We start from the raw sequence: 25,544 nt of genomic DNA on the forward strand, positions 1-25,544 counted from the left end.
GTGCACGCATCGCCCCGTGGCGGGGCGACGGGTGCACGCCCGAAGAGCTCAGGAAGCCGGGCGGCGCTTCGGCAGCGCGAGCAGCACGCCGGCGACGAGGAGCACCGCGCCGAAGGCCGCGGCGAACCACGCCGTCTCGCCCGGGATGTCGAGGTAGGTCGTGATGCCGAGGATGCGTGCGAGGCCCCACGGGAGCAGACCCATCTCGTCGTTCCAGAGCGTCAGCACCCGCTCGAGGCCGATCGCGCCGACGACGACCGACGGCACCACGAGCCCGGCGCCGACGGCGGCGAGCACGAAGCCGGTGGCCCGCCGCCCGCCGACCTGGGCCGTGAGCGCCCACCCCGCCGCGACGAACACCCAGACGAAGAGCGCGAAGGCGAGCGCGATGTACGCGGTGCGCAGCACGGGGTCCGTCCAGAACGCGAACCAGTACCCGCCCGGGCCCGTGAACGAGAGGGCGAAGAGCGTCACGATGCAGCGCAGCACCACGACGCCGCCGACCGCCGCGATCACCGGCCACGGCGAACGCCGTCGCACGAGTAGCCGCAGCACGAGCGCGAACACCGTCCAAGCTCCGATGACGACCGCGACGTGCGTCCACGACAGGAACGCCGTCTGCACCGCTCGCGTCGCCACGAGCAGGGCCACGGGCACGAGGAAGAGCAGCCAGCGGTCGAGGTCGAACATGCCGAGCGTCGACTCCCGTGCGCGCCAGGGGCGGGTCGACGCGATCCACGTGGCGCGCGCGGCCGCTGCGCCCGGCTTCGCGACGAGCCGCGTGCGCGCCGCGAGCATGCCGATCACGACCCACGCGAGCGCGAGCACGAGCAGCCCGCGGGCGAGCCACGCCATCACGAGGTCGCGCTCGGCCCGTTCGACGCCGAGCTGGGCGGCCGTGAGATTGAACGCCGGGTGATCGAGGTCGCCCTCGTACTGCTCGAGGTGCTCGGCCGCCCGCCGCTCGAAGGCGGCGCGATCGGCAGCCCATGCGTCGTGCGCGCCAGGTGAGAGCGTGTCGTGCCACAGCCCCTCGTGCAGGATCATCGCCCGGTAGGCCTCGAGGAGGCGCAGGGTGTCGAGCTCGTAGTCCAGGGTCGAGACGAACGCGTCGCGCAGCTCCGGCGAGCGCCAGCTCGAGGCATCCGTCGCCGTCACGACGTCGCGCATCGCCTCGACGGCGTCGACCGCCTCGGCTCCGCTCGCGATCGCCGCATCGACCCCCTCCGCGTCGCCGCCGGCTGCGCCTGCGGAGTCGCGCACGATCGAGTACATGACGTCGAGCACGGCCGAGTCCCCGGTGAGGATGTCCCACTCGAAGATCCACATCATCGGCGGCGGTTCGAGCCCGATCGCGAACACGCGCTGCTCGGCGAACTGCTCGACGTACATGCCCTGCTCGATCGCCGAGCGCGAGCGCGTCATCGCGGCGACGATCGCCTCGACCGTCTCGGGGTCGTCGGAGAACCACTCGCGTGCCCAGTCCGCGGTGATGTCGGCCACGTCGGCGTCGGGGTCGATCGCGAGCTCGGCGGCGAGCTGCGTGTTCAGCTCGTAGAGCTGCCAGAATCCGGCCTTCAGGTAGAGGCTCATGGGTCCGGCCCGCCACGGACCGCCGTCCTGGGTCCACACCCACACGCCCTCGATGCGGTCGTTAGCCGCGAGCAGTTGCTGCAGCGCCCACTGGTACTGCGTGCCGAGGTCATTGGGGAACGCCCCGAAGTTCTCGAACTCACGGCGACTCTGGAACTCGACGATGCGCCGCTGCTCGCCCTGCTCGAGCGTGTGGTTGAGCGGCAGCCAGCTGTAGAAGTCGCCGAGCGTGTACTTCGTCGAGACGATGAGCGCCGGCGAGTCGATGCCGTCGAGCACGGCCTCGTACGAGGCGTCGTTCGTGTGCATGTCGCCGACGGCGCCGACGCCGACGCTCCAGGTGCGGAAGACGACCTCCCGATCGGCCTCCTCGGCCTGACCCGAGAACGCCTCGAGCATCGTGCGCACGGCGTCGACCGTCGTCACCTCGAGCGCCGAGTAGTAGTCCCAGCCGCCGACGTCGTAGATCGCGCCGGCCTCGCCGATGCGGATGAGCACGCCGTCGAGCGCCGGCACCGCGTCGTAGAGCTCGTCGAGGCCCGCCGTGTAGACGTCCCAGAATTCGGGGTCCTCGGTGTCGAGCGTGCCGAACCGGTCGGTGAGGTAGTGCTCGAGCGGGCCCGTGAGCGCAAGCATGTCGGTGCGCAGGAAGACCTTCACGCCGAGTTCGTCGGCGCGCTCCCAGAACGGGGCGAACGCCTCGCGCAGCGCGAGCGCCTTGTCGCGGTGGTCGTCGCCGTCGGCGTAGACCGGCCCGCCGGGAGCGCCGTCGAAGGTCACGAACTCGACGAAGCCCGGGAACGCGACGGCGTTGAACCCGTTCGCGAGCGAGTGCCGCAGGAACCCGTCGAAGTCGTCGTACGCCTCGGCGAGCGCCGCGTCGTCGATGTACGGCGCCTCGGGCTGCACGACCGCCGCGAAGGCCTTCGACGCGTGCGAGTAGTCGTCGCCGAACTCCCACTCGGCCGGGTCGGGCGCGACGCCGACCGCGCCGAGGTCGGTCATCCGCAGCGGGAGCCGCGACCGTTCGTGCGCGCCGACGAGGTCGGTGAGCGGCGCGGCCGCCCGCACCTGCGCGGCGAGGTCGTAGATCGCCCGCACGGTGCCGGCCTCGCTGCGCGCGACGATGCGCAGTGCCGATGCGTCGCCGCGCAGCTCGTAGCCGTCGTCGTCCGACGCATCGCGCAGCGTCTGCGCCTGGTCGACGGCGATCGACGCCGTGCCCTCGCGGGCCGGGGCGTCGGCGACCGCGTCGAGGAGCTCGTCGACCGCGACGCCGACCCGCTCGCTCTCGGGCACGTCGAGGGTCGTGAGCTCGGGCGGCGGCACGGGCGCCGCGACCTCGGGCACGACGGCGGCGGCCGGCCGCATCTGCTCGCTCGGCTCGGTGCGGATGCCGAGCGCGTCACCGACGGCGAACGCGACGCCGAGGCCGAGGGCGACCAGCACGAGGGCGGTGACGACGGCGAGGATGCCCCGCCGCGTCGCCGTCGTCATGGGGAGATCCTATTCGGCGATGAACACGCCGTCGTGCAGTACCGGCACGACGTCCGCGACGTCGCGCTCGGCCGCGAGCCGTGCGTCGCCCGCGTAGCCGAGCTCGCGCAACCGGACCCCGCTGCCCGACGCGCTGACGAGGTGCCCCGTCGCCCGCGAGAGGCCCTCGAACGCGGCGCACGCGACGGCGGCCTCGGGCGACGTGTGGTCGATGCCGCGGGCGACGAGCGCATCGACGACGGCACCCGCGACGAGCAGGTCCTCGAGCCCGAACCGCAGGTCGGCGCCGGCGGCCTCGCGTTCGCCGGCGGCGACGATCGAGATCATGAGCCGTTCGCCGCGTTCCGCCTGGAGCGCGAGCAGGCGCTCGGCGACGGCGCTGCGGTTGCGCATCGCCGCGGCGATCACGACGACGTCGCGTGCGCCGAGTGCGTGCGCGAGCGCGCCGCCGTTCGGCGAGGGCAGAACGACCGGGGATGCCGCGACACCGACCCAGCTCGCGGGCGAGAGCGTCGGGCCGGGTGCGCCGCGCCGGCCCGCGACGAGGCCGCCGCGCTCGGCCGCGAACGCCTCGGCACCTGCACGCGCCTCGGTTCCCGCCGGCCACGGCGCGACGGCGACCCCGTGCTCGGCCGCGACGACCACGCTGGTCGTGAACGAGAGCGCGTCGACGACGACGACCGCGTGCGCGCCGGGCAGGATGCGGTCGGCGCCCGCGAGGCCCCAGTCGAACCGGACCTGGTACTTGGCCTGCCCGAAGGGCGACGTCGAATCGGTCATCGCGACAGGCTACCGGCCGAGGCCGTCGTACCTGGCGAGGTCCTCGGCGTCGGTGGCGCGTGCGGTGGCGCGTCGGGCGGCGTCGAGGGCGACGACCGGGTCGGCTTCCTGCCGGGCGTTCCGCAGTTGCCGCTCGGCCTCTGCGAGCCTGGTGCGCGCGGCCGCGCCGACCGCGCCGCCGCCGCGTTCGATCGCGGCGCGCGCGACCGCGACCTGGCCCTCGGCGATCGAGATCGCACCGTCGAGCGCACCGCGCGCCCCGTCGAGGCGTGCCTGGGCGGTACGGGCGGCCGCACGGGCGGACTCGAGCCGGTCGCGCGCAGCGCGCAGGCGATCGCGGTCGAGCATCGGGTCGCGGGCGAACGCCGCGCGGGCGACGAGCGCCGCAGCACCGTCGCCGATCGCGTCGCCCAGTCGCGTCGCCGCGTCCGCGTCGTCGAGCGCGTCCCGTTCGCTGCGGGCGGCGGCGAGGTCGTGATCGAGCTCGACGGCGGCCCGCTCGGCGTCGCCACCGGCCGCGGCGAGGGCCGCCTCGGCGCCCTCGAGCTCGCCGAGGTCGCGACGGGCCCGATCCAGTGCGTCGGCAGCCCCGGCGAGCAGCTCGGCAGCGGGCTGACCGCGCTCGACGAGGCGACCGGCCTCGGCGAGCGCCGACTCCGCTTCGGCGTGGGCCGCCCGAGCGCGTTCGGCGGCGGTGCGAGCGGTGCCGAGCGCCGATCCGTCGTACCGCGAGACCAGGCGCGCGAGCACGCCGTCCGACGCGTCGACGCGGCGACGCAGCTCGGCCTCCTCGTCGCGCAGCGCGGGCAGCTCGGCCCCGGCGCCCCGCTCGCGCCGGCGGCGCACGGCGAGCGCACCGTCGGCCTCGGCGAGCTCGACGAGCGCCGATCGGCAGAGGTCGTCGATGCGGGCGGCCCAGCCACGGCGGTCGACCGCGGAATCGGGTTCGGCGTCGTCGAGCCGCTGCTGCAGCAGGAACGCCTCGCGCAGTCGCGCCCTGGCGCGCTCGACCGCGACCCTCGTGTCCCGGGCGGTCGCGGCTCCGAACTGCGCCTCGGCGTAGGCGATCTCGCGGTCGGCGTCACGGACCGCGTCGTCGACCCGCACGATCAGCTGCTTCGCCCGCACCTCGGCCTCATCGGCCGCCGCGACGTCGCGACGGGCGCGTCGCGAGGCAGCCCGGCGCAGGGCGACGACCGCGACGACGGCCAGCACGGCCGCGGCGCCGAACACGACGAGCGAGGGCAACCACGTGGGCATGCCCGGAGTCTAGATGAGCGACCTGACGGCGATTCCCGCGACCTCGACGCCCGCCACCACGACGAGGCACTTGGCACCGGCACCCGGCCGACCTACGCTCGGCTCATGCGGGTGCTCCTCAAACTCACGCTCGACTGCACGCCCGACGCGGCGTGGCGAGCGCTGCGCAGCCCGGCGGTGCTGCGCGAGGTCGTCGCACCCTGGCTCGACCTCGCCTCGCTCGAGCCGGGCGGGCTGCCGACGGTCTGGCCCGAGGGCGGGCATCATGTGCGAGCACTCGCGTTCCGCCGCTTCCCAGCGGGCGAAGAACTCGTGGAGATCAGCTTCCCCGGCGGCCTGCCGACCGGGGTCAGGATGCTGCGCGACAGCGGGGGCGCGCTCACCGGACCGCTCGCACGCTTCGGCCGCTGGGACCACCGGATGGCGATCTCGGCACTGCCCGACGGCCGCACCCTCTATCGCGATCGCCTGCTCGCGAGCGCAGGCGCCTGGGATCCGATCGCGTGGTATCCGACATGGGCGTTCTGGCAGTGGCGCGGGCACCGGCTGCGCCGGCTCGCGCCCGGCTGGTCGTTCGACCCGCCCGGGACCGCCGACGCGGCCTCCGGCGAGCCCGCCGGCGGCGACGCGGCCGCATCGGGGGTTCGGGCATGACCGACTCCATCGGCGCGCTGCAGCTGGCCGACTGGCGCCGGCGCGTGTTCGGACTGTACGCCGGGGTCCGGCACCTGAGCGTGCACGATCCCGCGGCGGGCCACGAACTGTGGAGATCGGGGCGCGACGAGCTCTTCGCGGGACATCCTCGATCGCCGCTGCTGCCCGACGACCGGGCGCGGTTCACCGGCCTCGACATCGCCCGCTACGACCCCGACTGGCGCTTCGAGCTCGAGGTGCGCCGGCCCGAGGAGCCCGTGCGGCTGACGGTCGACGGCGGACCCGACGGCCCGATCCCGTTCACCCTCGTCGGCTCGGTGCGGCTGCCGTACCTCGGCTCGCTCGACGTCTGGCGGCTCGCCGGGTACGGCGGCGGCCTCTTCCTGCCCGTCAAGGACGCGCTCGCGGGCACCGCCGGCGGCACCTTCGGCGGCGGCCGGTACCTGATCGACACCGTGAAGGGGGCCGACCTGGGGCCGGGCGCCGACGGCGACTCGCTCGTCGTCGACTTCAACTTCGCGTACAACCCGTCGTGCGCGTACGACCCGTCGTGGTCGTGCCCGCTCGCGCCGGAGGGCAACGTGCTCAGGGCCGAGGTGCCGGTGGGCGAGCGGATGCCGCGGTGAACGGCGACGACCTCACAGCATCCGCCACCAGGCATCCGCTATGCTGGCCCACGGTGCGCGCGACGATCGCGCCGCCTGCGTCGTAGAAACGCTTCCGGGCCGGGTTCGAACTCGAGCCGCCCGATGACTCTCATACGGCGAACGGATGCGCCGACCGGCGCCTTCGCCACCTCCCCACCGCCGGGCCCACACAGCACCGCACCCCGAGTCGAACGACGGATGCGATGCGCCCGGCCGTGCCATGCCCCCGAAAGGCACCAGTGACCGACATCACCTTCGCAAGCCTCGGCGTCCCCGCGCCGCTCGTCGCGGCCCTCGCCGCCGATGGAAAGACCGTCCCCACCCCGATCCAGGCCGACTCGCTGCCCGACAGCCTCGCGGGCCGCGACGTGCTCGGCCGCGGCAAGACCGGCTCGGGCAAGACCATCGCCTTCGCGCTCCCGCTCGTCGCCCGGCTCGGCACGACGCTGGCCGGCGGCGGCCGCCGCGCCGGCCGCCCGCTCGGCCTCGTGCTCGCCCCGACCCGTGAGCTCGTCACCCAGATCGCCCGCACCATCGAGCCGTTCGCCGAGGCGTACGACCTCAAGGTGACGACGATCTTCGGCGGCATCAACCAGAAGCGCCAGGTCGAGGCGCTCCGCGCGGGCGTCGACATCGTCGTGGCCGCTCCCGGCCGCCTCGAGGACCTCATGCAGCAGGGCTACGTGCACCTCGACGCCGTCGAGATCACCGTGCTCGACGAGGCCGACCACATGGCCGACCTCGGCTTCCTCCCGGTCGTCACGCGCATCCTCGACAAGACGCCGCGCGGCGGCCAGCGCCTGCTGTTCTCGGCGACCCTCGACAACGGGGTCGACAAGCTCGTGAAGCGCTACCTCCAGAACGAGGTCCTGCACTCCGTCGACGAGGCGAACTCGCCCGTCGCCGCGATGACCCATCACGTGTTCCTCACCGACGACGCCGACACGAAGTTCGAGCTCGTGAAGACCCTCGCGAGCGGCATGGGCCGCCGCATCCTCTTCATGCGCACGAAGCACCACGCCAAGAAGCTCGCGAAGAAGCTCACCGAGCAGGGCATCCCCGCGGTCGACCTGCACGGCAACCTGTCGCAGCCGCAGCGCGACCGCAACCTCGCGGCCTTCTCCGACGGCTCGGCGAAGGTCATGGTCGCGACCGACGTCGCGGCCCGCGGCGTGCACGTCGACGACATCGAGCTCGTCGTCCACGTCGACCCGCCCATGGAGCACAAGGCATACCTGCACCGCTCGGGCCGCACGGCCCGAGCCGGCAGCGAGGGCGACGTCGTGACGATCGCGATGCCGAGCCAGCTGCACGACCTCAAGCAGCTGCTGCGCAAGGCGGCCATCACGGTGACCCCGGCGCCTGCGACCCCCACCTCGCCCGAGGTCGTGAAGCTCGTCGGCGACGTCGCCCCGTACGTGAAGCCCGCGCCCCGCACGGCTGCGCCGCAGCAGGGCGGCGGCGGTCGCTCGCAGGGTGCCAACGCCCAGCGCAAGCGCGCAGCGCGCGACGCCCGCGGGCAGGGCGGTCGCCAGGGCGAGGGTGCCGGCCGCCGCGGCGACGCGGCCAAGCACGGGGATGCCGCGGGCAAGCCCCGCCGCGACCGTTCGGGTCGTCCGGCCGAGGCGAAGGCGCACGCTCCGAAGCAGGGTTCCGGTCACAGCCGCGGCGCCCAGACGACGGGCGCGCAGCGTCAGGCATCCGGCCGGGGCGCCAAGCAGCCGCTCCGCGTCGGCAGCCTCGTCACGCCCGATCGCAACGCGCGCACGAACCGCCGCGCGCAGGGCTGAGCCGCGGGCGCACCCCGCGCACCGCGCACCGCGCAAAAGACGAACCGAGGCCCGTGGAGTCACCGCTCCACGGGCCTCGGCCGTGCGGGTCGGCGTCCCCCGACCACCGACCCGCCGTCCCGTCCCCCGACGGGATCGGACCGCGTCCCCCCAAGGAGCGGTCCAGCTTCGAAGTTCACACGCCGAGCACCGTCCGGCCGATCTCGCTGCCGACGATCAACGCGACACCGACGGCCGCGGCTCCGGCCACCGCGAGCGCCACCAACGCGGTGGTCATGTTCTTCGTGCGACGCATCGTTCCTCCTGCCCTCATCACTGATATGTCCGGATGCGGACGAAAGGTTCCCGATTCGGGGAACTTTTTCCCGCCGTCCGGACATACCTGTATGGCGGGCCGCCCACCCGCCGCCTTTCCACCCGAAGGAAACGGAGCATCCGCATGCAATTCCGAGTCGCCGCCCGCACCGCCGCGGGCCTCGCGCTGGCGTTCGCCACCGCGCTCATCCCCGTCGTCCCGGCCGGCGCAGAGACGCTGATCGACTCGGCGCCTCCCGCAGCCAAGGAGCCCGCCGCGATCGAGGAGCACTGCGCGATCGGGCTCGACGCGGTCGCGGCCGCCGACCGCGCCGGCGCCGAAGCCCCCGAGCCGGTCTGCTTCTCGTCGCTGGATGAGGTCGACCGCTACCTCGCCGAGCAGACCACCGACGACGGCAGCCGGCTCACGGCGGCCGCCGCCGCATCGGTGGCCGTCGGCCGGGTCTACAAGGACGCCGGCAAGGGCGGGTCGAGCCTCACCTTCTGGGGATCGAACGGCTGCGCCGGCGTGACGTTCGGGTTCCCGTCGCTCTCGTCGGGGTGGAACACCTCGATCAGCTCGCTGACCGGGCTCAACGGGTGCTGGGCGACCGCCTACGCCGCCACGAGCTACAGCGGCACCCGCGCCAACTGCACGCCGTACTGCGCGACGCTCGGCTCGCTCAACGACCGCGTGAAGTCGCTCGTCTTCCGCCCGACCGGTTCACTGGGCTGACGCCGGTCAGTCGACCGGGGCGGCGAGCCCGAGCGCGGCGCAGATCGAGGGGTTCGACGAGGGGACGACGGCGGCGGCGCCGTCGTCCATGACGCACAGCTGCAGGTGCTCGGGCACGCGACCGGGCGACGGGCTCACGGCCATCGGGTCGTAGTCGTCCTCGAAGAGCCCCTGCTCCCACATCAGCGTGCACAGTTCGATGGGATCGGTGGGCAGGCCGTTCGCGCCGTCCGCGACGGCCGCGCCCGAGCCCGGGTAGGTGCCGTCGGGGTTGCGCTCCGCCGCGCTCATGCAGTGCACGTACCCCGGTTCGGTCACCGGTTCGGGACTGAGCAGCACAGCCCCGGCCGTCGCCGCCACGCCCACGACGAGCGCGCCGAGGCCGCCCCAGCCGATGATGCGGTTGCGGCGGCGGCGCGCCTGCGCGGCCGGCTCCGCGCGCACGTGGTCGAGGAGCATCGCGCGGATCGCCGCGTCGCGCTCGGGTCGCATCTCGGGTCCGGTCATCCGAGCACCTCCATGTCGCCGGCCGACGCGGTCGCGCTGCGGGGCGTCTCGGGCGGCCCGGCGACGCCCGACTCCGGCCACGGCGACTCGCCGAGCGCCTCTTTCAGCTTCTTGCGGGCGCGCGAGAGCCGCGACTTCACCGACCCGATCGGCACGTCGAGCGCGGCGGCCGCGTCGGAGAGCGGGTACCCCTCGACGAGGCAGAGGTCGACGACCCGGCGCTCGGGAAGGGTGAGCCGTTCCAGGGCCGAGCGCAGCCGTCCCGAGATCCGTTCGCCGTCGATGCGCTCCTCGACCTCGCGGCTCGGGTCGACGGCGTGGGGGCCGCGGGGCACCGCCGCGAGCAGCCGGTCGTACCGGCGGGCCGATCGACGCATGTTGAGCGAGACGTTCGTGGTCACGATGAGCAACCACGGCAGGAGCGAACCGTCGACGAAGCGCACGCTCCGGCGACGGCGCCACGCCTCGAGGAAGACCATCGCCACGATGTCCTCGGCGTCGGCGGTGTTGAGCACCTGCGCGTACGCGCGGCGGAAGATGCGCGCCCGGTACCGGTCGTAGACCACGCCGAACGCCGCCTCCGTGCCCGAAGTCGCTTCGAGCCAGAGCGCCGAGTCGCTACGCCGATCCTGCTCCATGCCCGGCCAAGCCTAACCGGGCGCACGACGGTTCGAGCATTCGCGGGTCGCACCGCATGCTGCGAGAGTGCCATGCACTGATATGTCCGGATGCCGCGCAAAGGTTCCCGATCGGCCGGCCGGCCCTCGATTTCGCGGCTGGCCCGGCCTGGCTTAGTCTCGGGGCATGAGCACCGAAGTCGTTGCCGAAGTCGTCGTCCGCCCCATCCGCGATTCCGATGTCGAGGCGCTCGGCCGTGTCCACGCGACGTGCTGGCACGAGACGTACGACCACCTGATCAGCGCCGCCGCGTTCGAGAAGCTCTCGCCCCGGCGCATGGCCGACCTCTGGACCCACATGGCCGCGCGCGGCGAGGAGTACGCGCAGTTCGCCGCGCTCGTCGACGGCGAGATCGTCGGGTTCGTCGGGTCGGGCCCCGCTCGCGACGAGAACCCGCCCCGCGAGCGCGAGCTCTACTTCATCTACGTGCTCGACGCGTATCACGGCACGGGCATCGGCAAGAAGCTCTTCGATGCGGCCGTCGGCGACGACGCCGTCTACCTCTGGGTCGCCTCCGACAACCCGCGTGCGCACCGCTTCTACGAACGCAACGGCTTCACCGCCGACGGTGCCGACCAGCACGTGCCGTTCCTCGGCGAGGAGATCCACGAGGTCCGGCTGGTCCGCTGAGCGGCCGGTCGAGCATGCACCCGCTCGTGGTCGAGTAGCGACGTCGGAGCGTATCGAGACACCATGCCCACTCCCGTCATCCTCGACGTCGACACCGGTGTCGACGACGCCCTCGCGATCCTGTTCGCCGTCGCCCACCCCGATCTCGACGTGCTCGGCATCACGTGCGTCGCCGGCAACGCGTCGCTCGAGCAGGTCGTCGACAACACGCTGCGCGTGCTCGATGCCGCGGCAGCGGGAGACATCCCGGTCGCCGCAGGAGCCCACCGGCCGCTCATCGCACCGGCGCGCTCGGCCTCGCACGTGCACGGCGCCGACGGGCTCGGGGGCCTCGTCCTCCCGGCGACCCGCCGCACGGCGCGCCCCGAGCACGCGGTCGAGCTGCTGCGCCGCCTGATCATGGAGCGCGCCGAGCCGGTGACGCTCGTCGCCCTGGCGCCGCAGACGAACCTCGCGCTGCTGCTGCGCACCCACCCCGAGGTCGCCGGGCGCATCGAGCGCATCGTCGTCATGGGCGGGTCGGCGAGCGTCGGCAACGCCACCGCGGTCGCGGAGTTCAACGTCTGGCACGACCCCGAGGCCGCCGCGATCGTGTTCGATGCAGGGGTGCCCGTCTACATGTACGGCCTCGACGTGTTCAACCGCGTCTCGGTCGCCGCCGACCGGGCGCATGCGCTCGAGCGCGGCGACCACTCAGTCGGCCGCATCGTCGGCGAGCTGCTCGGCTCGCGCATCGCCTTGAGCGAGGACGAGCACGCCGAGTACACGGGCCTCATCGGCGACGCCGGCGCGGTGTGCTCCATCGTCGAACCGGCCGCGCTGCGCACCGAGCGCCGGCCCGTCCGGGTCGAGCTCGCCGGCCTCGGCCGCGGTCAGACCCTCGTCGACCGGCGCGAGTTCGCCGGAGAGGACGTGGTGCACGGACTCGTCGACCCATGGCCCGTGGTCGAGGTCGCCCTCGACGTCGATGCCGACCGCGTGGCCCGGCTGTTCCTCGACACCGTGCTCGCGCTGCCGTCCGGAGCCTGATCCGGCGCCGGCCGCACCCGTTGCCGCCTAGTGCAGGGCGCCGACCGAGGCGAGCGCCTGCGCGACGAGCACTCCGCGTCCGCCCTCCATCTCGTCGGCGACCGGCTTCGCGACGGCCTCCTGCGGCGTCATCCAGGTCACCTCGAGCGCATCCTGCCGTGGCTCGCACGTGCCCGTGACCGGCACGACGTACACGAGCGAGACCGCGTGCTGGCGCTCGTCGGTGAACGGCGAGATGCCGGGCAGCGGGAAGTACTCGGCCACGGCCGCGGGCACCGGGCTCGCCGGCAGCAGCGGAAAGGCCATCGGTCCGAGGTCCTTCTCGAGGTGGCGGAAGAGCGCGTCGCGGATCGTCTCGCCGTACATGACCCGCCCCGAGACGAGCGTGCGCGTCATCTCGCCGAGCGCGTTCGCCCGCAGGAGCATGCCGACCTCGCCGACCTGGCCGAGCCCGTCGACCCGCACCGGCACGGCTTCGACGTAGAGCAGGGGCAGCCGGCCGCGCACCTCGGCGAGCTCGAGATCGCTCAGCCAACCCGGATTCGCCGGCGGCCGGACGGCGGGTTCGTCGTCGGGATTCCAGTCGGGATCGGGGGTGCGCACGCTCATGCCTCCGATTCTGCCCCACGATGTCCGCAGCCGTCGGGGAATCCGGCACGGTCGGCGCGAATGCCTCAGCCCGCGTCGCGCCCGAGCCCGAGGCGGGCGACCGTCTCGGCGACCTCATCTTCTGGGGAGCCCTGCGCGTCGACCACGATGCCGCGCTCGCCCGGCCCCAGCGGTTCGAGCGTCTCGAACTGCGAGCCGAGCAGCGACGCCGGCATGTAGTGGCCGGTGCGATGCTCGAGCCTTCCCGCGATGAGCTCCCGGGCGCCCTCGAGGTGCACGAAGACGACGTTCGGCCGCGCCAGTCGGTCGCGGTAGGCCCGCTTGAGCGCCGAGCACGTGATCACGGCGGGCTCGCCGGCGGCCAGGTGCCCGTCGATCCAGGCTGCGATGCGATCGAGCCAGGGCCACCGGTCGTCGTCGGTGAGGGGGGTGCCGCTCGCCATCTTGGCGACGTTGGCCTCGGGGTGCAGGGCGTCGCCCTCCTGGAGATCCCAGCCGAGGCGCTCGGCGATGAGCTCGGCGAAGGTCGTCTTGCCGCTGCCCGACACTCCCATGACGACGAGCACTGGCGGGTGCTCGACCTCGATCGGGGATGCCCCGGGGGCGGCCTCGCGCGCGTCGTTCATGATCGTCCTCCCCCGCTCACGCGACGAACGGGCTCAGCGCGAGCACGCCCGCGAGGCCGACGAGGGAGATGAGGCACTCGAGCACGGTCCACGACTTCAGGGTCTGGCCGATCGTGAGGCCGAAGTACTCCTTGATGAGCCAGAACCCGGCGTCGTTCACGTGCGAGAGGAAGACCGAGCCCGATCCGATCGCGAGCACGAGCAGCGAGGTCGCACCGGCCGAGAGGTCGAGGTCGGCGACGAGCGGCTGCAGGATGCCGGCGGCCGTGATCGTGGCGACGGTCGCCGAGCCGGTGGCGACGCGGATGAGCACGGCGACGAGCCAGGCGAGGGCGAGCACGACGGCGAGGGAGCCGCCGATGCCCGAGATCGCGTCGGCGATGACCTGCCCGATCGTCGAGTCGACGAGCACCTGCTTGAAGCCGCCGCCGGCGCCGACGATGAGGAGGATGCCCGCGATCGGAGGCAGCGACGAGCCGACCGAGGCGGCGATCTCGTCGCGCCCCATGCGGCCGCCGCGGCCGAGCACGACCATGCCGACGAGCACGGCGAGGAGCAGCGCGATGACCGGCTTGCCGAGGAAGTCGACGACGAGCTTCCACGCGTCGCCCGAGGTCGGAGCGACGATGTTCGCGAGCGACGAGGCGAGCATGAGCACGACCGGCAGCAGGATGCAGAAGAGTGCGGCCCCGAACGAGGGGCGCGGCTTCGACGACACGTCCTCGCCGCGGTCCTCCGCGGTGACGAAGAGGTCGGGCACCGGGACCTTCACCCAGCGGGCGGCGAGCTTCGAGAACAGCGGGCCGGCGATGATGACGGCCGGGATCGCGACGATCACGCCGAAGAGGAGGGTCTGGCCGAGGTCGGCGCCGACGAGGTCGATCGCGGCGAGGGGCCCGGGGTGCGGCGGCACGAGGCCGTGCATCGCCGAGAGGCCCGCGAGCGTGGGGATCGCGATGCGCATGAGCGGCAGCCCCGAACGGCGCGCGACGAGGATGATGACGGGCACGAGCAGCACGAGGCCGACCTCGAAGAACATCGGGAGGCCGATGAGGGCGCCGACGCCGCCCATGACCCAGGGCAGCGCCTGCACGCTCGAGCGCGCGATGAGGGTGTCGACGATGCGGTCGGCGCCGCCGGAGTCGGCGAGCAGCTTGCCGAAGATCGCGCCGAGCGCGATCAGCACGCCCACCCCGCCCATGGTCGCGCCGAAGCCGTTGGTGAAGCTCAGGATCGTCTGCACCGCGGTCATGCCGGCCACGAGGCCGGTCACGATGGCGCCGATCATGAGCGAGATGAAGGGATGCAGCTTCACCCAGGTGATGAGCACGACGATGACGGCGATGCCGACGAGTGCGGCGGTGATGAGCTGCCATTCGGGCGCCGTGGTGGTCGGGACGACGGGATCGGCGGCGGAGACGAGCGCTGCAGCGGTGGAGAGCACGGTGGACATTGGCCTGAACTTCCTCGGTCTGGCGGACTGGGTGAGGTGACTCTACATATATGTAGGGCATATTTCAAGGCGCGCCTCATAACGCCGGGCATTTCACTCGAGCGACGCCTCGGCGATAATCAGTGGATGGATGCTTCGCCGAACGGTTCGTCCGCCCTGCACGAGCGGGTGATCGAGTCGCTGGGCGCGGACATCGTCTCCGGCCGGCTCGCCCCCGGCGCGCGCATCCTGACGACCGACATCGCCGAGCGCTTCGGCGCCTCCCGCTCGGCGCTGCGCGAGGTGGTGCGCGTGCTCGAGTCGATGGGCCTCGTGGAGGTGCGCCGGCGCGCCGGCGTCGAGATCCTGCCGCCCGAGCGCTGGAACCCGTACTCCACCCGGCTCATCAGGTGGCGGCTCGCGGGCCCCGACCGGATCGAGACCCTGCACGCGCTCAGCCAGCTGCGCAGCGCGGTCGAACCGCTCGCGGCGCGACTCGCCGCCGAGCACGCCGCGCCCGCGCAGCGCACCGCGCTCATCGCCGCCGTCACGGGCATGACCGAGCGGGCGCGCGAGGCCGACGAGGCGCCCTACCTCGAGCACGACGTCGCGTTCCATGCCGCGGTCCTGGATGCCTCGGGCAACCCGTTCCTCGCCGCCCTCGGTCCGGTCGTGGGTGAGGTGCTGCGCGGGCGCACGCAGCACGCGCTCATGCCGCACGAGGCGAACCCGACGGCGCTCCGCCTCCACCAGGAGGTCGCGTTCGCCATCACCGAGGGCCGGCCCGACGAGGCCGAACGCGCCCTCGCCGCGATCGTCTCCGAGGCCGACCAGGCGGTGCAGGCGGTCGCGGACGTGACGCCGGGCGACGCCGACGCGACCGATTCCCCGGAGGAGGGGCGATGATCATCGACGACGAGGCCGTGCTCTGGTCGGCCGCCGGCGACGACCGCGCCGATCGGCCGCTGCTGGTGCTGCTCCACGGCTACAACTCGAACGAGGGCGACCTGTTCGGCCTCGCGCCCTACCTGCCGCTGCAGCCGGTCATCGCCTCGCTGCGCGCGCCGCTCGACGCAGGGTACGGCTACGCGTGGTTCGAGGTCTTCGACGAGCGCGGCCGCATCGACGACGACTCCCCCGCGAAGCAGGCCGAGTCGCAGGCAGCCGCCGAAGCGGTGCTCGCGTGGGTCGATCGCGCCGCGCCCGGCACGCCGGTCGGTCTCGTCGGCTTCTCGCAGGGTGGCGCGCTGTGCCTCGAGCTCCTGCGCCTCGCACCCGAGCGCTTCGAGTTCGCGGCCATCCTGGCCGGCTTCGCGATGCCCGGCGAGCGCGACGGCGACGCCCGGCTCGCGATGGTGCGGCCGCCGGTCTTCTGGGGTCGCGGCACCCTCGACGAGGTCATCCCCGCGGCGTCCGTCGCCCGGACGCAGGACTGGCTGCCCGGGCACGCGACCGTCGACGCCCGCATCTACGAGGGCCTCGGTCACTCCGTCTCCGAGGCGGAGCTCGCGGACCTCACCGGCTTCCTGCGCGACCGCTACGCCGCGTGAACTACTCCGCCGAGCGCGCCGCCCGCTCGCGGTCGCGCTCGGCGACGCGCTGCTTCTCGGCGCGCACGGCGGCCTGGGTCGCGCGCTCCTCGACGAGCCATTGCGGCGGTGCCGCGAGGAGGGCCTTGATCTCGGCCGTCGTGAGCGCGTCGCTGACGCCCGCGCGTGCGAGGCCGGAGTTCGAGACGCCGAGCTTCGCGGCGACGACCTGACGCGGGTGCGGTCCCTCTCGGCGCAGCGTCGCGAGCCACTCGGGCGGGTCGGCCTGCAACGCGTCGACCTCGTCGCGGGTGATCGCGTGGTCGCGGAACTCCTCGGGCGCGGCGGAGAGCAGGATGCCGAGCTTCTTCGCCGCGGTCTCGGCCTTCATGGTCTGCGACTTCTTGGCCCGGGGCTGCTTCTCGCGCGGCTCGGCGGCCGGCGACTCGTTCTCGCTCACCCTGCAACCGTAGCCGACGGTAGCCTGAGAGGCACCGGCACGCGGGACGACGCGTGCCGGCACGACGGCGAACAGGGGGCGACATGGCGTTGCGACTCGACTACGTCGCGGGCGTCTCCCCGTCGAAGTGGCTGCGAGCCTGGGGCGAGCGACGTGCCGACCTGCCCCTCGAGGCCGCCAGGGTCGACGAGTCCGTGCAGCTCGACCGGCTGCGCTCGGGCGAGGTCGACCTCGCATTCGTCCGGCTGCCGGTCGATGCCGACGGCTTGCACCTCATCCCGCTCTGGGAGGAGCTCGCGGTCGTGGTGCTCCCGAAGGACCACGCCTTCGCCGAGGAGGCGGAGCTCTCGCTCGCCGACCTCGGCGGCGAGCCGGTCGCCCCGGTGCAGACCGACCCCGCCATGACCCTCGAACTCGTCGCCGCCGGTACCGGCTATGCGATCGTGCCGCACTCGATCGCGAGGCTCCACCACCGGCGCGACGTCGTGGCGATCCCGCTCTCCGACGGCACCTCCACCCGCATCGCCCTCGTGTGGCGGGTCGAACGCGACGACGACGACATCCAGGAGTTCGTCGGCGTCGTGCGCGGACGCGGCGTGCGCAGCTCGCGGGGCGACGAGGCGCCGACGATGAAGCCGGCGAAGGCGGCCAAGCTCGCGGCCGCCGAGCGGCGCGCCGCCGACGGCAGGGGCGGAAGGGCCGGCGGAGCGAAGGGCGGCAAGGCCGCGTCCGGGCGGGCCGCCCCGCGCACCGGTCAGGGGGCCAAGCAGCGGCATCGGCGGCGTGGCCGATGACCGCGCCGAAGCCGTTCCTCTTCCTCTCCGCCCGCCCCGAGGTCGAGGCCGTCGGGCCCGAGTACGAGTCGGTGCGCCGTGCGATGCGCCTCGATGCCGGCCGGCTCGAGCACCACCGCCTCGACGTCGAACCGCTCGGCGAGGTGCGCCTCGACGCGTTCGCGGGCATCGTCGTCGGCGGCAGCCCGTACAACGTGACGACCCCCGAGGAGCACAAGCATCCCGTCCAGCAGCGGGTCGAGGCGGAGCTCGCCGCCCTGGCGGAGCGCGCCCTCGACATCGGGTTCCCCGTGATGTTCACCTGCTACGGCATCGGCGTGCTGACCCGCGTGCTCGGCGGACGCGTCGGCACCCTCTACGGCGAGAACGCCGCCGCCGTCGAGATCGCGCTCACCGCCGACGGCGTGGCCGACCCGCTCGTCGGTACGCTGCCCGGCCGCTTCGACGCGCTCGTCGGCCACAAGGAGTCGACCGAGCTCCTGCCGGCCGACGCGGTCCTCCTCGCGTCGTCGGCGGGCTGCCCGGTGCAGATCTACCGGGTGGGCCCGAGCGTGTACGCGACCCAGTTCCACCCCGAGGTCACGACCGACGACTTCATCGCGCGGGCGCAGGTGTACCGGCACCACGGCTACTTCCCGGCGAGCGAACTGCGCGAGGTCTCGCGGCGCCTCGCCGAGGCATCCGTGACCGAACCGCAGCGCCTGCTGGCGCGCTTCGTCGAGCTCGCCGACGCGCGCTGACCGACCGGGCCGACGAGACGCATGCCGCTGGAGGCATCCACCTCGTCGACCCGTGACCGGGCCGGTCGGCGACCGGCCCGCGCCTCGTCAGGCGGTGCTCTTGCTGTTGCCCCGGGTGATGAGGCCCCAGATCAGCAGCACGACGATCGACCCGGCGATGGCGAGCAGCCACGTGCCGAGATCCCAGAACTCCGTCAGGGGGCGGTTGAGGATGAGGCTGCCCAGCCAGCCTCCCAGCAGGGCGCCGACGACGCCGAGCAGCAGCGTGACGAACCAGCCGCCGCCCTGCTTGCCGGGCAGGATCAGCTTGGCGATGGCGCCGGCGATGAGGCCGAGCACCAGGAAAGCGAGGAAACTCATGGCAGCTCCTTCGATTCGGATGCCTCAACCGAACCACCGCGGGCGACGCGCGGCAAGGGCTTGTGCGGCGCGGCGCCGACACGGTATCAGTGCGGTCACGCCGGCTCGGGCAGCGGATACGCGCGCCGGAGCACCATGCGCTGCCCGAGCGTCCACGCGACGGTGACGAGCAGGTAGAGCGCGGCTGCGAGCGGAACGAACATCGCGACCACGGCGGTCGCGTACTGCAGCAGGCCGAGCATCCGCACGGCGGCGGGGTTCGCGAGCGGTGACGCGGATGCCTCGCCGGGGACGCGCCCGGCCGGCGGCGCCGTCGACACCGGTGCGCGGAACACCCGCCGTGTCGTCTCGCCGACGAGGGCGATCGAGACGACGACGATCGCGAACACGGCGAGCGCCGACGGGGTGAGCGTGCCGACCGTGAGCATCCCCGCGAGGCTCGAGCCGAGGGGCACGCCCGCCAGCGTGTGCTGCAGCAGCGCGTTCGGGTGACCGGCGATCGCCTGCAGCACGAACAGGGCGTAGATCACGCCCACGACGGGTGCCTGCGCCAGCATGGGCAGGCAGCCCGCGAGGGGCGACGTGCCCTCGTCGCGGTAGAGCGCCATCATCTCGCGCTGGAGTCGCTCGGGCTGCTTCGCGAACCGGCGCTGCAGGGCGGCGAGCTTCGGCGCGAGCCGGGCCCGGCCCTGCTCGGCCTTCGCCTGCGAGACGCCGACGGGGATGAGCGCCGCACGCACGAGCAGCGTGACGAGGACGATCGCCGCCGCCGCGCTCGCGACGCCGATCAGCGGCTCGAGCAGGTCGGCCAGGCCGATGAGGAGGTCGTGCGCTCCGTCGAGGAGCGCGGCGATGGGAGGAAAGCTGTAGAGGTCCAAGGTGTGATCCGTTCGCGGTCGAGGAAACTGGGTTCCGTCTGGCCGCGCGGACGCTGCGACGTCGAGCCACCGGTCGACGAGTCATCCGTCCGGTCGTCCGCCCACGGCGGGTCGCCGCCGGTGGGGTCGCCGACCGTCGGCGGGTCGCCGTCGGCAGGCCCGCCCGCGCTCGGCGGGCGTTCGATCGTCGCGCGCTACGCGGCCGCGAGGCCGCGGCCCGGTGCCCTCGGCCGTGCTCGTCCTGGGGCGTCGGGGTCGCTCTGCGAGAGCAGCGCACCCGGATCGGCGGTCTGCCGCAGGCGTCGAGCGGCGCCCGAGGCGTCCGCCGCGACGAGCGCGGGCAGCGCCCGGACCGCGAGCACGACCACCGCGAGCGCGGCGGCGCCGACGACGCCCACGAGCAGCACCGCGAGCGTCGCGTTCGACGCGAGCGCGAGCTCGAGCGAGGCCTGGAGGTAGCGGAAGAGCTCGGCGATCAGCTCGATCACGGCGGCGCTCCCCTCATCGATCGTGCCCGCCCTCCGACGTGGGCGGGACGCGATCAACGCTAACACCCGGCGGCTGCGAGGCGGCAGACTGGCGGGGTGACCCGGCCCGTGCGCCCGTGGGTGCTGCACGTCGACCTCGACCAGTTCATCGCAGCGGTCGAGGTCCTGCGCCGCCCCGAACTCGCCGGGCGGCCGGTGATCGTGGGCGGGCGCGGCGACCCGACCGAGCGCGCGGTGGTGTCGACCGCCTCGTACGAGGCGCGCGAGTACGGCGTCGGGTCGGGGATGCCGCTGCGCATCGCCGCGCGCAAGGTTCCGGATGCCGTCATCCTGCCGGTCGACGCCGAGGCGTACCTCGCCGCCTCCGACGAGGTGATGTCGACGCTCCGGTCGCAGCCGGGCGCCACCGTGCAGGTGCTCGGCTGGGACGAGGCGTTCGTCGGCGTCGAGCTCGACGACCCCGAGGCCTACGCACGCCGCCTGCAGCAGGCGGTGCTCGACCGCACGGCCCTGCACTGCAGCGTCGGCATCGGCGACACGCTCGTGCGGGCGAAGGTCGCGACCGGGTTCGGCAAGCCGCGCGGGGTGTTCCGGCTGACGGCCGACAACTGGCTCGAGGTCATGGGGCAGCGCCCCACGCGGGACCTCTGGGGCGTGGGCGCCAAGATCTCGCGTCGGCTCGCCGGGCACGGCATCACGACCGTGGCCGAGCTCGCCGCTGCCGACCCCGAGGTGCTCGCCGCCGAGTTCGGCCCGCGGATGGGGCCCTGGTACGGCGAGCTCGGGCGCGGGGAGGGCTCCCGCGTCGTCGACGACACGCCATGGGTGGCCCGCGGGCACAGTCGCGAGACGACCTACCAGCGCGACCTCACCGACCCGGCCGAGGTCGACGCGGCCCTGCACGCGCTCTTCGAGCAGGTGTGGGCCGACATCGTCGCCGAGGGACGACCCGTCATCGGCGTCACCCTGAAGGTGCGGTACGCCCCGTTCATCACGACGACGCACCAACGCAGGATCGCCACGACCGGCGATCGCGACGTCGCCCTCGCGAGCGTCGAGGCGCTCGCCGGCGACCGCATCGAGCCCGGACGGCCCGTTCGCCTGCTCGGCCTGCGCCTCGAGATGCCGATGCCGGAGGAGGCCCGGGAGGGGCACACGCCGACGCGCAGCGGGTGGTGAGCGCGCTCGGCCGTCGCCTGCTCAGTCCTCGAGCAGCCGCTCGAACAGCACGTGGTCCTGCCACTCGCCCGCGATGCGGAGGTAGCGCCGGGCGAGCCCGAACCGCTCGAAGCCGTTGCGCTCGAGCACCCGCTGCGAGGCGAGGTTGTGCACGAGGGTGCCGGCCTGCACCCGGTGCAGGCCGGCCGCGCGAGCGTGGTGCAGCGCGATGCCGACTGCGGTCGTCGCAAGGCCCTGTCCGGTGAACCGGCCGTCGACCCAGTACCCGAGGTGGGCGTTCTGGAAGACGCCGCGCACGAGGTCGGAGAGGTTCACGCGGCCGACGATCTCTGCGCCCTCGTCGCCTGCGGCGAGGACGAGGGGAATGAGGGCGCCCGCCTCGAGCCGGAGCATCGCGCCCGCGACATCCCGTTCATGCCATGACGTCGTGAAGAACTCTGGGGTGCGCAGGGGCTCCCACGGTGCGAGGTGCTCACGATTGCGCTCGTAGGCCGCGGCGAGCGCGGGGCCGTCGCCGGGTGCGAGCAGGCGCATCACGACCCCGCCGTCGAGTTCGACCGGTTCGAGCATCCGCGCCTCCCGCGTTCACGACTCACGCTGAAACGACGAACCCCGCGACCTTGCGATCGCGGGGTTCGGTGGCGGTGACGGTGGGATTTGAACCCACGGTAGGGGGTTACCCTACACAACTTTTCGAGAGTTGCACCTTCGGCCGCTCGGACACGTCACCGGGATCGATAGTAGACGACGACGGGCCCAGTACCAAAACGAGGGCGCCTCACGCCGCGGCGATCGCGCGGGCGATCGCGGTCGCGTCCGCACCGACGCCCATGAGCAGCGGCGACCGGCGGGTCGTCATCCAGGGCACGCCGATGAACCACAGCCGGGACGAGCGAGGGCTGCGCCCGCCCTCCTGCACCGGGAACCCGTGGTCGTCGGTGACGCCGTCGAGCTCGATCCAGCCGTAGTCGGGTCGGTAGCCGCACGCGACGATCACTGCGGCGACCCTGGCCAGCCGTGGCGGCGCGACCGCCACGGGAGCAGGCGGATCGGCGGGCAGCTCCTCCGGGCCGGGCAGGCCCCACCCGGCCGAGATCGCAGTGGCCGCCTGCCAGACCTGGCGATAGGCCTCGTCGCCCTTCGCGACGGAGGCGGCGAGGTCGTCGGCCACGACGAGCCGATCGCCGTCGATGGCGAGCACGCGGCCGCAGAGGTGCACGCCCTCGTCGGCGAGCGTGCGCAGGTTGAGGTCCTGACCGCCGTGGTTGCCGGTCACGAGCGGATTCGCAGCGACCCGCACGGCGACCGAGGGCTGGTCGGCGAGCGTCTGCTCGAAGAAGCCGGCCGCCTCGAGCCAGTCGATGCCGTCGCGGCCGGCGACCCTCCGCGGGATCGCCGGGGCGGATCCCGCCGCCATCACGACCTCCCGGCCGGCGGCGAAGAGCTCGTCGGCCAGCTGCGCCGCGCTCTGCCCGCCGCCGACGACGAGCACGACGCCGTCGGGCAGGTCGTCGGGCACGTCGTCGGGCGACCTGTAGTCCGTCGAGCCGAGCACGGGCATCCGATGCGCGAGCTCCTGCGCCCACGCCGGGCGCCGCTCGTGCTGGTAGGCGCCGGTCGCGACGACGACACGGCGGGCGCGGATGCCTCCGGCCGGGGTGTCGGCGACCAAGGCGTCGTCGCCGTCGAGGCGGAGCGCGGTCACCGGGCGATGCTCCTCGACGGGCGCGCCGAACGAGGCGGCGTACCGCTGCAGGTGCGCGATGACCTCGTCGCGCGACAGGTAGCCCGAGCCGTACGGCCCGTGGTACTCGCCGCCCGGCAGCCGGATGAAGTGGTTCGGGGTCACGAGGTGGAACGAGTCCCACCGATCGGCCCACGTGCTGCCGACCGTCTCGCTGTCGAGCACGACGTGCTCCACGCCCTCGGCGGTGAGTTCGTGGCTCATCGCGAGGCCCGCCTGGCCCGCACCGATCACGAGCACGTCGACGTCGGCTCGCATGTCTCGACGGTACGCCCGCGTGCGACGAGCCGCGACTCCCCCGATCGGGAGGTGCGCGGCCCGCCGCGGCGGCGATCCGCGGCGGGCGGCCTGCTGCGTCGGCCTGCTGCGTCGGCCCTCGCTGCGGCGGCCGTTCGCACCGGTGGTGTCGGCGGCCACGGGTAGTCTCTGGGCATGGCCCGCCCCACCTCCTCCTTCCGCTGCACCGAGTGCGGGTGGACCACCGTCAAGTGGGTCGGCCGCTGCGTCGAGTGCCAGCAGTGGGGCACCGTCGTCGACGCGGCCGAACAGACCGGCATCGTGCGCGGGCTGCAGGCCGTGAAGGTCGGCGAGGCGCGCTCGGCCCGGCCCATCGTCGAGGTCGAGACCACCGACGCGGCGCACCGGCCGAGCGGCATCGGCGAGTTCGACCGCGTGCTCGGCGGTGGCATCGTCGCAGGGGCGGCCATCCTGCTCTCGGGCGAGCCCGGCGTCGGCAAGTCGACCCTGCTGCTCGAGGTCGCCGCCCGGGTCGCGGCCACCGGCCGCCGGGTGCTCTACGTGACCGCCGAAGAGTCGACGGCCCAGGTCCGCCTGCGGGCGGGTCGCACCGGTGCGCTGCACGGCGAGCTCTACCTCGCCGCCGAGACCGACCTGGCGACGATCCTCGGCCAGATCGATGCGACCTCGCCCGAGCTCCTCATCGTCGACTCGGTGCAGACCGTCTCGTCGTCGCTCTCCGACGGCCTGCCGGGGCAGCCGAGCCAGGTCCGCGAGGTCGCCTCCACGCTCATCCGGGTCGCGAAAGAGCGGCAACTGCCGCTGCTGCTCGTCGGCCATGTCACGAAAGACGGCTCGATCGCGGGGCCGCGCCTGCTCGAGCACCTCGTCGACGTCGTCTGCCAGTTCGAAGGCGACCGGCAGACGGCGCTGCGCTTCGTGCGCGCGCTCAAGAACCGGTTCGGTCCCACCGATGAGGTCGGCTGCTTCGAGATGACGGGCGAGGGCATCGCCGAGGTGCCCGACCCGTCGGGGCTGTTCCGCTCGACCGGGCGACGCGAGGTGAGCGGCACGTGCGTGACGGTCGCGCTCGAGGGCCGCCGCGCGCTGCCCGTCGAGGTGCAGGCGCTCGTCGTCGCGACGAAGGCCCCGCAGCCGCGTCGCGTCGTCAACGGCGTCGACCCGTCACGCGTGGCGATGATCATCGCGGTGCTCGAGCGGCGCGCCGGGCTCAAGGCACTCGGCGAGCACGACGTGTACGTGTCGACGGTCGGCGGCGTGCGGCTCGCCGAGCCGGGTGCCGACCTCGCGATCGCCGTCGCCATCGCCTCGGCCATGCGCGACGCCGCGGTGCCGCACGAGCTGGCCGCCTTCGGCGAGATCAGCCTCGCCGGCGAGGTGCGGCCGGTGACCGCCGCGAAGCAGCGCACCGCCGAGGCTCGCCGTCTGGGCTACACGACGATTCTCGACGTCGAGGCCGGCAGCGTTCGCGCCGCCGTCGCCCGGGCGATGCTCGCGTCGACCGACTCCCGCCAGCGCGAGCTCGACGCGGCGTTCTGACGCGTCGTCGGCACCGGGAGTTCGCCGGGTCTCACCCGACTCGGCCGGCGCGCGGTCGGTCGGTCGGCACCATCCCGGATGCGGGGTGCTCCTGCTCGGAGTTGCAGGACTATTCGGCGGGCACCCGTGCAGACGGGGCCGCCGGCCCGCTCATCCTGCAACTTCGAGCCACTCGGATCTCCGGGGCACGCAGCGTGCCGGAGGCGCACGCAGCGTGCCGGAGGCCGGGGCTCCCCGCAAGGAGTTGCAGGACTATTCGGCGGGCACCCGTGCAGACGGGGCCACCGACCCGCTCATCCTGCAACTTCGAGAAGCCGCGTCAGACCTCGAGTGCGCGCAGCAGCTCGGCGGGCGATGCCTGCATGGGATGCGGCCCGGCGATGTCGAGGAACACCGTCGTGATCGTCGACTCGTGGCGCTTGAGGAACCCGCGCAGCCAGGCGGGGCTGTGCAGGCCGACCGCGGGCGGCAGGTTCGCCGGCTTGTTCACCGCGTCGCTGAAGAGCAGCAGCGCGACCTCACCGGTGTTCGGGTCGCGGTACGTCCACACCTCGCCGCCGTCGAGCGGCCTGTCGCGCGGACCCGGCTTGATGAGCGGCACGACCGTGTTGCCGTTGCGCAGTGCGAGGGCGACGGCCGCCATGTCCTGCCGTTCGAGCGCCTCGGCGAGCGCCTGCGAGCGGAACTCGACCGGCGGCTTCGCCTTCTTCTTCGCCTTGCCTGCCATGCCTTCCAGCGTAGCCGGGCCGCCGTGCCGGGGAGTCCGCCGGGAACGGGGCCGCACTCGCGGGCGACGGTCGGGTATCCGTCGGA

At 73.5% G+C, this 25,544-nt stretch carries 27 protein-coding genes and 1 tRNA gene; 12 read left to right on the plus strand and 16 right to left on the minus strand.

Annotated features, from left to right (window positions below; genetic code table 11):
• Positions 1 to 48: 48 nt before the first annotated feature.
• The 3 genes from ACFWGP_RS06520 to ACFWGP_RS06530 are packed head-to-tail and all read right to left on the minus strand — an operon-like array spanning position 49 to position 5,130.
• Entirely contained in the window at positions 49 to 3,090 is a 3,042-nt protein-coding gene (locus ACFWGP_RS06520; RefSeq protein ID WP_376930446.1) for a hypothetical protein, read from the minus strand.
• A gap of 9 nt (positions 3,091 to 3,099) precedes the next feature.
• Positions 3,100 to 3,870, minus strand: coding sequence for a 2-phosphosulfolactate phosphatase (locus tag ACFWGP_RS06525; protein ID WP_275505436.1), 771 nt, complete (start codon positions 3,868 to 3,870; stop codon positions 3,100 to 3,102).
• A gap of 9 nt (positions 3,871 to 3,879) precedes the next feature.
• Positions 3,880 to 5,130 carry a hypothetical protein gene (locus tag ACFWGP_RS06530; protein ID WP_376930447.1) on the minus strand — a complete coding sequence of 417 codons (1,251 nt, stop codon included), beginning with the start codon at positions 5,128 to 5,130 and terminating at the stop codon, positions 3,880 to 3,882.
• Positions 5,131 to 5,235: 105 nt separating this feature from the next.
• Between ACFWGP_RS06530 and ACFWGP_RS06535 the strand changes: the two genes are divergently transcribed.
• From ACFWGP_RS06535 to ACFWGP_RS06550, 4 genes are all read left to right on the plus strand, one after another.
• A complete protein-coding gene (locus ACFWGP_RS06535; protein ID WP_376930448.1) occupies positions 5,236 to 5,784 on the plus strand; it encodes a hypothetical protein in 549 nt (182 codons plus the stop codon).
• The gene (locus ACFWGP_RS06540) at positions 5,781 to 6,410 is read left to right on the plus strand and encodes a DUF1684 domain-containing protein (protein ID WP_231430050.1); all 630 of its coding nucleotides are present in this window, start codon (positions 5,781 to 5,783) and stop codon (positions 6,408 to 6,410) included. Before ACFWGP_RS06535 ends, ACFWGP_RS06540 begins: the two co-directional genes overlap by 4 nt.
• A gap of 260 nt (positions 6,411 to 6,670) precedes the next feature.
• Positions 6,671 to 8,221 (plus strand): DEAD/DEAH box helicase, encoded by a 1,551-nt coding sequence (locus tag ACFWGP_RS06545; RefSeq protein ID WP_231430049.1) that lies wholly within the window; start codon positions 6,671 to 6,673, stop codon positions 8,219 to 8,221.
• 439 nt (positions 8,222 to 8,660) lie between these two features.
• Positions 8,661 to 9,251, plus strand: a complete 591-nt coding sequence (locus tag ACFWGP_RS06550; protein ID WP_376930449.1) for a hypothetical protein — start codon at positions 8,661 to 8,663, stop codon at positions 9,249 to 9,251.
• Positions 9,252 to 9,257: 6 nt separating this feature from the next.
• Here ACFWGP_RS06550 and ACFWGP_RS06555 read toward each other — a convergent pair whose 3' ends face one another.
• Positions 9,258 to 9,758, minus strand: a complete 501-nt coding sequence (locus ACFWGP_RS06555; protein ID WP_376930450.1) for a hypothetical protein — start codon at positions 9,756 to 9,758, stop codon at positions 9,258 to 9,260.
• On the minus strand, positions 9,755 to 10,396 hold the full coding sequence (locus ACFWGP_RS06560) for an RNA polymerase sigma factor (RefSeq protein ID WP_231430046.1): 642 nt from the start codon (positions 10,394 to 10,396) through the stop codon (positions 9,755 to 9,757). The genes ACFWGP_RS06555 and ACFWGP_RS06560 overlap by 4 nt, the downstream gene beginning before the upstream one ends.
• A 166-nt stretch (positions 10,397 to 10,562) precedes the next feature.
• Here ACFWGP_RS06560 and ACFWGP_RS06565 point away from each other — a divergent pair, with 166 nt between their 5' ends.
• Positions 10,563 to 11,066 (plus strand): GNAT family N-acetyltransferase, encoded by a 504-nt coding sequence (locus ACFWGP_RS06565; RefSeq protein ID WP_231430045.1) that lies wholly within the window; start codon positions 10,563 to 10,565, stop codon positions 11,064 to 11,066.
• Positions 11,067 to 11,129: 63 nt separating this feature from the next.
• Complete coding sequence (locus tag ACFWGP_RS06570) at positions 11,130 to 12,095, plus strand: nucleoside hydrolase (protein WP_376930451.1); 966 nt, start codon at positions 11,130 to 11,132, stop codon at positions 12,093 to 12,095.
• 27 nt (positions 12,096 to 12,122) lie between these two features.
• Here the strand turns inward: ACFWGP_RS06570 and ACFWGP_RS06575 are convergent, their stop codons facing one another.
• The 3 genes from ACFWGP_RS06575 to ACFWGP_RS06585 form a co-directional block, all read right to left on the minus strand.
• A complete protein-coding gene (locus ACFWGP_RS06575; RefSeq protein WP_231430043.1) occupies positions 12,123 to 12,704 on the minus strand; it encodes an NUDIX hydrolase family protein in 582 nt (193 codons plus the stop codon).
• A 65-nt stretch (positions 12,705 to 12,769) separates the two neighbouring features.
• Positions 12,770 to 13,330, minus strand: coding sequence for a gluconokinase (locus ACFWGP_RS06580; RefSeq protein ID WP_376930452.1), 561 nt, complete (start codon positions 13,328 to 13,330; stop codon positions 12,770 to 12,772).
• A 16-nt stretch (positions 13,331 to 13,346) separates the two neighbouring features.
• Entirely contained in the window at positions 13,347 to 14,783 is a 1,437-nt protein-coding gene (locus tag ACFWGP_RS06585; RefSeq protein ID WP_231430041.1) for a GntP family permease, read from the minus strand.
• Positions 14,784 to 14,909: 126 nt separating this feature from the next.
• Here ACFWGP_RS06585 and ACFWGP_RS06590 point away from each other — a divergent pair, with 126 nt between their 5' ends.
• Together ACFWGP_RS06590 and ACFWGP_RS06595 are read left to right on the plus strand one after the other, a co-directional pair.
• Complete coding sequence (locus ACFWGP_RS06590; protein WP_231430040.1) at positions 14,910 to 15,668, plus strand: FadR/GntR family transcriptional regulator; 759 nt, start codon at positions 14,910 to 14,912, stop codon at positions 15,666 to 15,668.
• Positions 15,665 to 16,312, plus strand: a complete 648-nt coding sequence (locus tag ACFWGP_RS06595; RefSeq protein ID WP_376930453.1) for an alpha/beta hydrolase — start codon at positions 15,665 to 15,667, stop codon at positions 16,310 to 16,312. Before ACFWGP_RS06590 ends, ACFWGP_RS06595 begins: the two co-directional genes overlap by 4 nt.
• A 1-nt stretch (position 16,313) precedes the next feature.
• Here the strand turns inward: ACFWGP_RS06595 and ACFWGP_RS06600 are convergent, their stop codons facing one another.
• Positions 16,314 to 16,682, minus strand: coding sequence for a DUF5997 family protein (locus ACFWGP_RS06600; protein ID WP_231432269.1), 369 nt, complete (start codon positions 16,680 to 16,682; stop codon positions 16,314 to 16,316).
• Positions 16,683 to 16,834: 152 nt separating this feature from the next.
• On the opposite strand from ACFWGP_RS06600, the gene ACFWGP_RS06605 reads away from it, so the two are divergent.
• Both ACFWGP_RS06605 and ACFWGP_RS06610 read left to right on the plus strand, forming a co-directional pair.
• Positions 16,835 to 17,545 carry a LysR family substrate-binding domain-containing protein gene (locus ACFWGP_RS06605; RefSeq protein WP_376930454.1) on the plus strand — a complete coding sequence of 237 codons (711 nt, stop codon included), beginning with the start codon at positions 16,835 to 16,837 and terminating at the stop codon, positions 17,543 to 17,545.
• Positions 17,542 to 18,285, plus strand: a complete 744-nt coding sequence (locus ACFWGP_RS06610; protein WP_376930455.1) for a glutamine amidotransferase — start codon at positions 17,542 to 17,544, stop codon at positions 18,283 to 18,285. Before ACFWGP_RS06605 ends, ACFWGP_RS06610 begins: the two co-directional genes overlap by 4 nt.
• Positions 18,286 to 18,372: 87 nt before the next feature.
• On the opposite strand, the gene ACFWGP_RS06615 is transcribed toward ACFWGP_RS06610, so the two are convergent.
• The 3 genes from ACFWGP_RS06615 to ACFWGP_RS06625 form a co-directional block, all read right to left on the minus strand.
• Positions 18,373 to 18,645: a GlsB/YeaQ/YmgE family stress response membrane protein gene (locus ACFWGP_RS06615; RefSeq protein WP_231430036.1), complete on the minus strand. Its 273-nt coding sequence runs from the start codon at positions 18,643 to 18,645 to the stop codon at positions 18,373 to 18,375.
• 95 nt (positions 18,646 to 18,740) lie between these two features.
• Entirely contained in the window at positions 18,741 to 19,523 is a 783-nt protein-coding gene (locus ACFWGP_RS06620; RefSeq protein WP_231430035.1) for a membrane protein insertase YidC, read from the minus strand.
• 194 nt (positions 19,524 to 19,717) lie between these two features.
• Positions 19,718 to 20,011, minus strand: coding sequence for a DUF6412 domain-containing protein (locus tag ACFWGP_RS06625; RefSeq protein WP_231430034.1), 294 nt, complete (start codon positions 20,009 to 20,011; stop codon positions 19,718 to 19,720).
• Between the two features lie 120 nt (positions 20,012 to 20,131).
• On the opposite strand from ACFWGP_RS06625, the gene ACFWGP_RS06630 reads away from it, so the two are divergent.
• Entirely contained in the window at positions 20,132 to 21,190 is a 1,059-nt protein-coding gene (locus ACFWGP_RS06630; protein WP_376930749.1) for a DNA polymerase IV, read from the plus strand.
• A gap of 21 nt (positions 21,191 to 21,211) precedes the next feature.
• On the opposite strand, the gene ACFWGP_RS06635 is transcribed toward ACFWGP_RS06630, so the two are convergent.
• The 3 genes from ACFWGP_RS06635 to ACFWGP_RS06645 form a co-directional block, all read right to left on the minus strand.
• Complete coding sequence (locus tag ACFWGP_RS06635; protein WP_231430033.1) at positions 21,212 to 21,760, minus strand: GNAT family N-acetyltransferase; 549 nt, start codon at positions 21,758 to 21,760, stop codon at positions 21,212 to 21,214.
• A 69-nt stretch (positions 21,761 to 21,829) separates the two neighbouring features.
• A tRNA-Ser gene (locus ACFWGP_RS06640) sits at positions 21,830 to 21,920 on the minus strand.
• 48 nt (positions 21,921 to 21,968) lie between these two features.
• Positions 21,969 to 23,192 carry an NAD(P)-binding domain-containing protein gene (locus ACFWGP_RS06645; RefSeq protein ID WP_376930456.1) on the minus strand — a complete coding sequence of 408 codons (1,224 nt, stop codon included), beginning with the start codon at positions 23,190 to 23,192 and terminating at the stop codon, positions 21,969 to 21,971.
• A 174-nt stretch (positions 23,193 to 23,366) separates the two neighbouring features.
• On the opposite strand from ACFWGP_RS06645, the gene radA reads away from it, so the two are divergent.
• Positions 23,367 to 24,731, plus strand: a complete 1,365-nt coding sequence (gene radA, locus ACFWGP_RS06650; RefSeq protein WP_231430031.1) for a DNA repair protein RadA — start codon at positions 23,367 to 23,369, stop codon at positions 24,729 to 24,731.
• 319 nt (positions 24,732 to 25,050) lie between these two features.
• Here the strand turns inward: radA and ACFWGP_RS06655 are convergent, their stop codons facing one another.
• The gene (locus tag ACFWGP_RS06655) at positions 25,051 to 25,458 is read right to left on the minus strand and encodes a dehydrogenase (RefSeq protein ID WP_231430030.1); all 408 of its coding nucleotides are present in this window, start codon (positions 25,456 to 25,458) and stop codon (positions 25,051 to 25,053) included.
• Positions 25,459 to 25,544 lie beyond the last annotated feature (86 nt).

The organism is Agromyces sp. NPDC127015, from assembly GCF_042725165.1.
Lineage (GTDB): Bacteria > Actinomycetota > Actinomycetes > Actinomycetales > Microbacteriaceae > Agromyces > Agromyces chromiiresistens.

Coding starts and splice junctions, on each gene's coding strand:
- ACFWGP_RS06570 (WP_376930451.1), top strand. CDS start 11,130: ATGCCCACTCCCGTCATCCTCGACGTCGACACCGGTGTCGACGACGCC.
- ACFWGP_RS06610 (WP_376930455.1), top strand. CDS start 17,542: ATGACCGCGCCGAAGCCGTTCCTCTTCCTCTCCGCCCGCCCCGAGGTC.
- ACFWGP_RS06550 (WP_376930449.1), top strand. CDS start 8,661: ATGCAATTCCGAGTCGCCGCCCGCACCGCCGCGGGCCTCGCGCTGGCG.
- ACFWGP_RS06600 (WP_231432269.1), bottom strand. CDS start 16,682: ATGAAGGCCGAGACCGCGGCGAAGAAGCTCGGCATCCTGCTCTCCGCC.
- ACFWGP_RS06590 (WP_231430040.1), top strand. CDS start 14,910: ATGGATGCTTCGCCGAACGGTTCGTCCGCCCTGCACGAGCGGGTGATC.
- ACFWGP_RS06580 (WP_376930452.1), bottom strand. CDS start 13,330: ATGAACGACGCGCGCGAGGCCGCCCCCGGGGCATCCCCGATCGAGGTC.
- ACFWGP_RS06520 (WP_376930446.1), bottom strand. CDS start 3,090: ATGACGACGGCGACGCGGCGGGGCATCCTCGCCGTCGTCACCGCCCTC.
- ACFWGP_RS06565 (WP_231430045.1), top strand. CDS start 10,563: ATGAGCACCGAAGTCGTTGCCGAAGTCGTCGTCCGCCCCATCCGCGAT.
- ACFWGP_RS06540 (WP_231430050.1), top strand. CDS start 5,781: ATGACCGACTCCATCGGCGCGCTGCAGCTGGCCGACTGGCGCCGGCGC.
- ACFWGP_RS06525 (WP_275505436.1), bottom strand. CDS start 3,870: ATGACCGATTCGACGTCGCCCTTCGGGCAGGCCAAGTACCAGGTCCGG.
- ACFWGP_RS06575 (WP_231430043.1), bottom strand. CDS start 12,704: ATGAGCGTGCGCACCCCCGATCCCGACTGGAATCCCGACGACGAACCC.
- ACFWGP_RS06530 (WP_376930447.1), bottom strand. CDS start 5,130: ATGCCCACGTGGTTGCCCTCGCTCGTCGTGTTCGGCGCCGCGGCCGTG.
- ACFWGP_RS06605 (WP_376930454.1), top strand. CDS start 16,835: ATGGCGTTGCGACTCGACTACGTCGCGGGCGTCTCCCCGTCGAAGTGG.
- ACFWGP_RS06560 (WP_231430046.1), bottom strand. CDS start 10,396: ATGGAGCAGGATCGGCGTAGCGACTCGGCGCTCTGGCTCGAAGCGACT.
- ACFWGP_RS06655 (WP_231430030.1), bottom strand. CDS start 25,458: ATGGCAGGCAAGGCGAAGAAGAAGGCGAAGCCGCCGGTCGAGTTCCGC.
- ACFWGP_RS06585 (WP_231430041.1), bottom strand. CDS start 14,783: ATGTCCACCGTGCTCTCCACCGCTGCAGCGCTCGTCTCCGCCGCCGAT.
- ACFWGP_RS06535 (WP_376930448.1), top strand. CDS start 5,236: ATGCGGGTGCTCCTCAAACTCACGCTCGACTGCACGCCCGACGCGGCG.
- ACFWGP_RS06615 (WP_231430036.1), bottom strand. CDS start 18,645: ATGAGTTTCCTCGCTTTCCTGGTGCTCGGCCTCATCGCCGGCGCCATC.
- radA (WP_231430031.1), top strand. CDS start 23,367: ATGGCCCGCCCCACCTCCTCCTTCCGCTGCACCGAGTGCGGGTGGACC.
- ACFWGP_RS06555 (WP_376930450.1), bottom strand. CDS start 9,758: ATGACCGGACCCGAGATGCGACCCGAGCGCGACGCGGCGATCCGCGCG.
- ACFWGP_RS06635 (WP_231430033.1), bottom strand. CDS start 21,760: ATGCTCGAACCGGTCGAACTCGACGGCGGGGTCGTGATGCGCCTGCTC.
- ACFWGP_RS06595 (WP_376930453.1), top strand. CDS start 15,665: ATGATCATCGACGACGAGGCCGTGCTCTGGTCGGCCGCCGGCGACGAC.
- ACFWGP_RS06645 (WP_376930456.1), bottom strand. CDS start 23,192: ATGCGAGCCGACGTCGACGTGCTCGTGATCGGTGCGGGCCAGGCGGGC.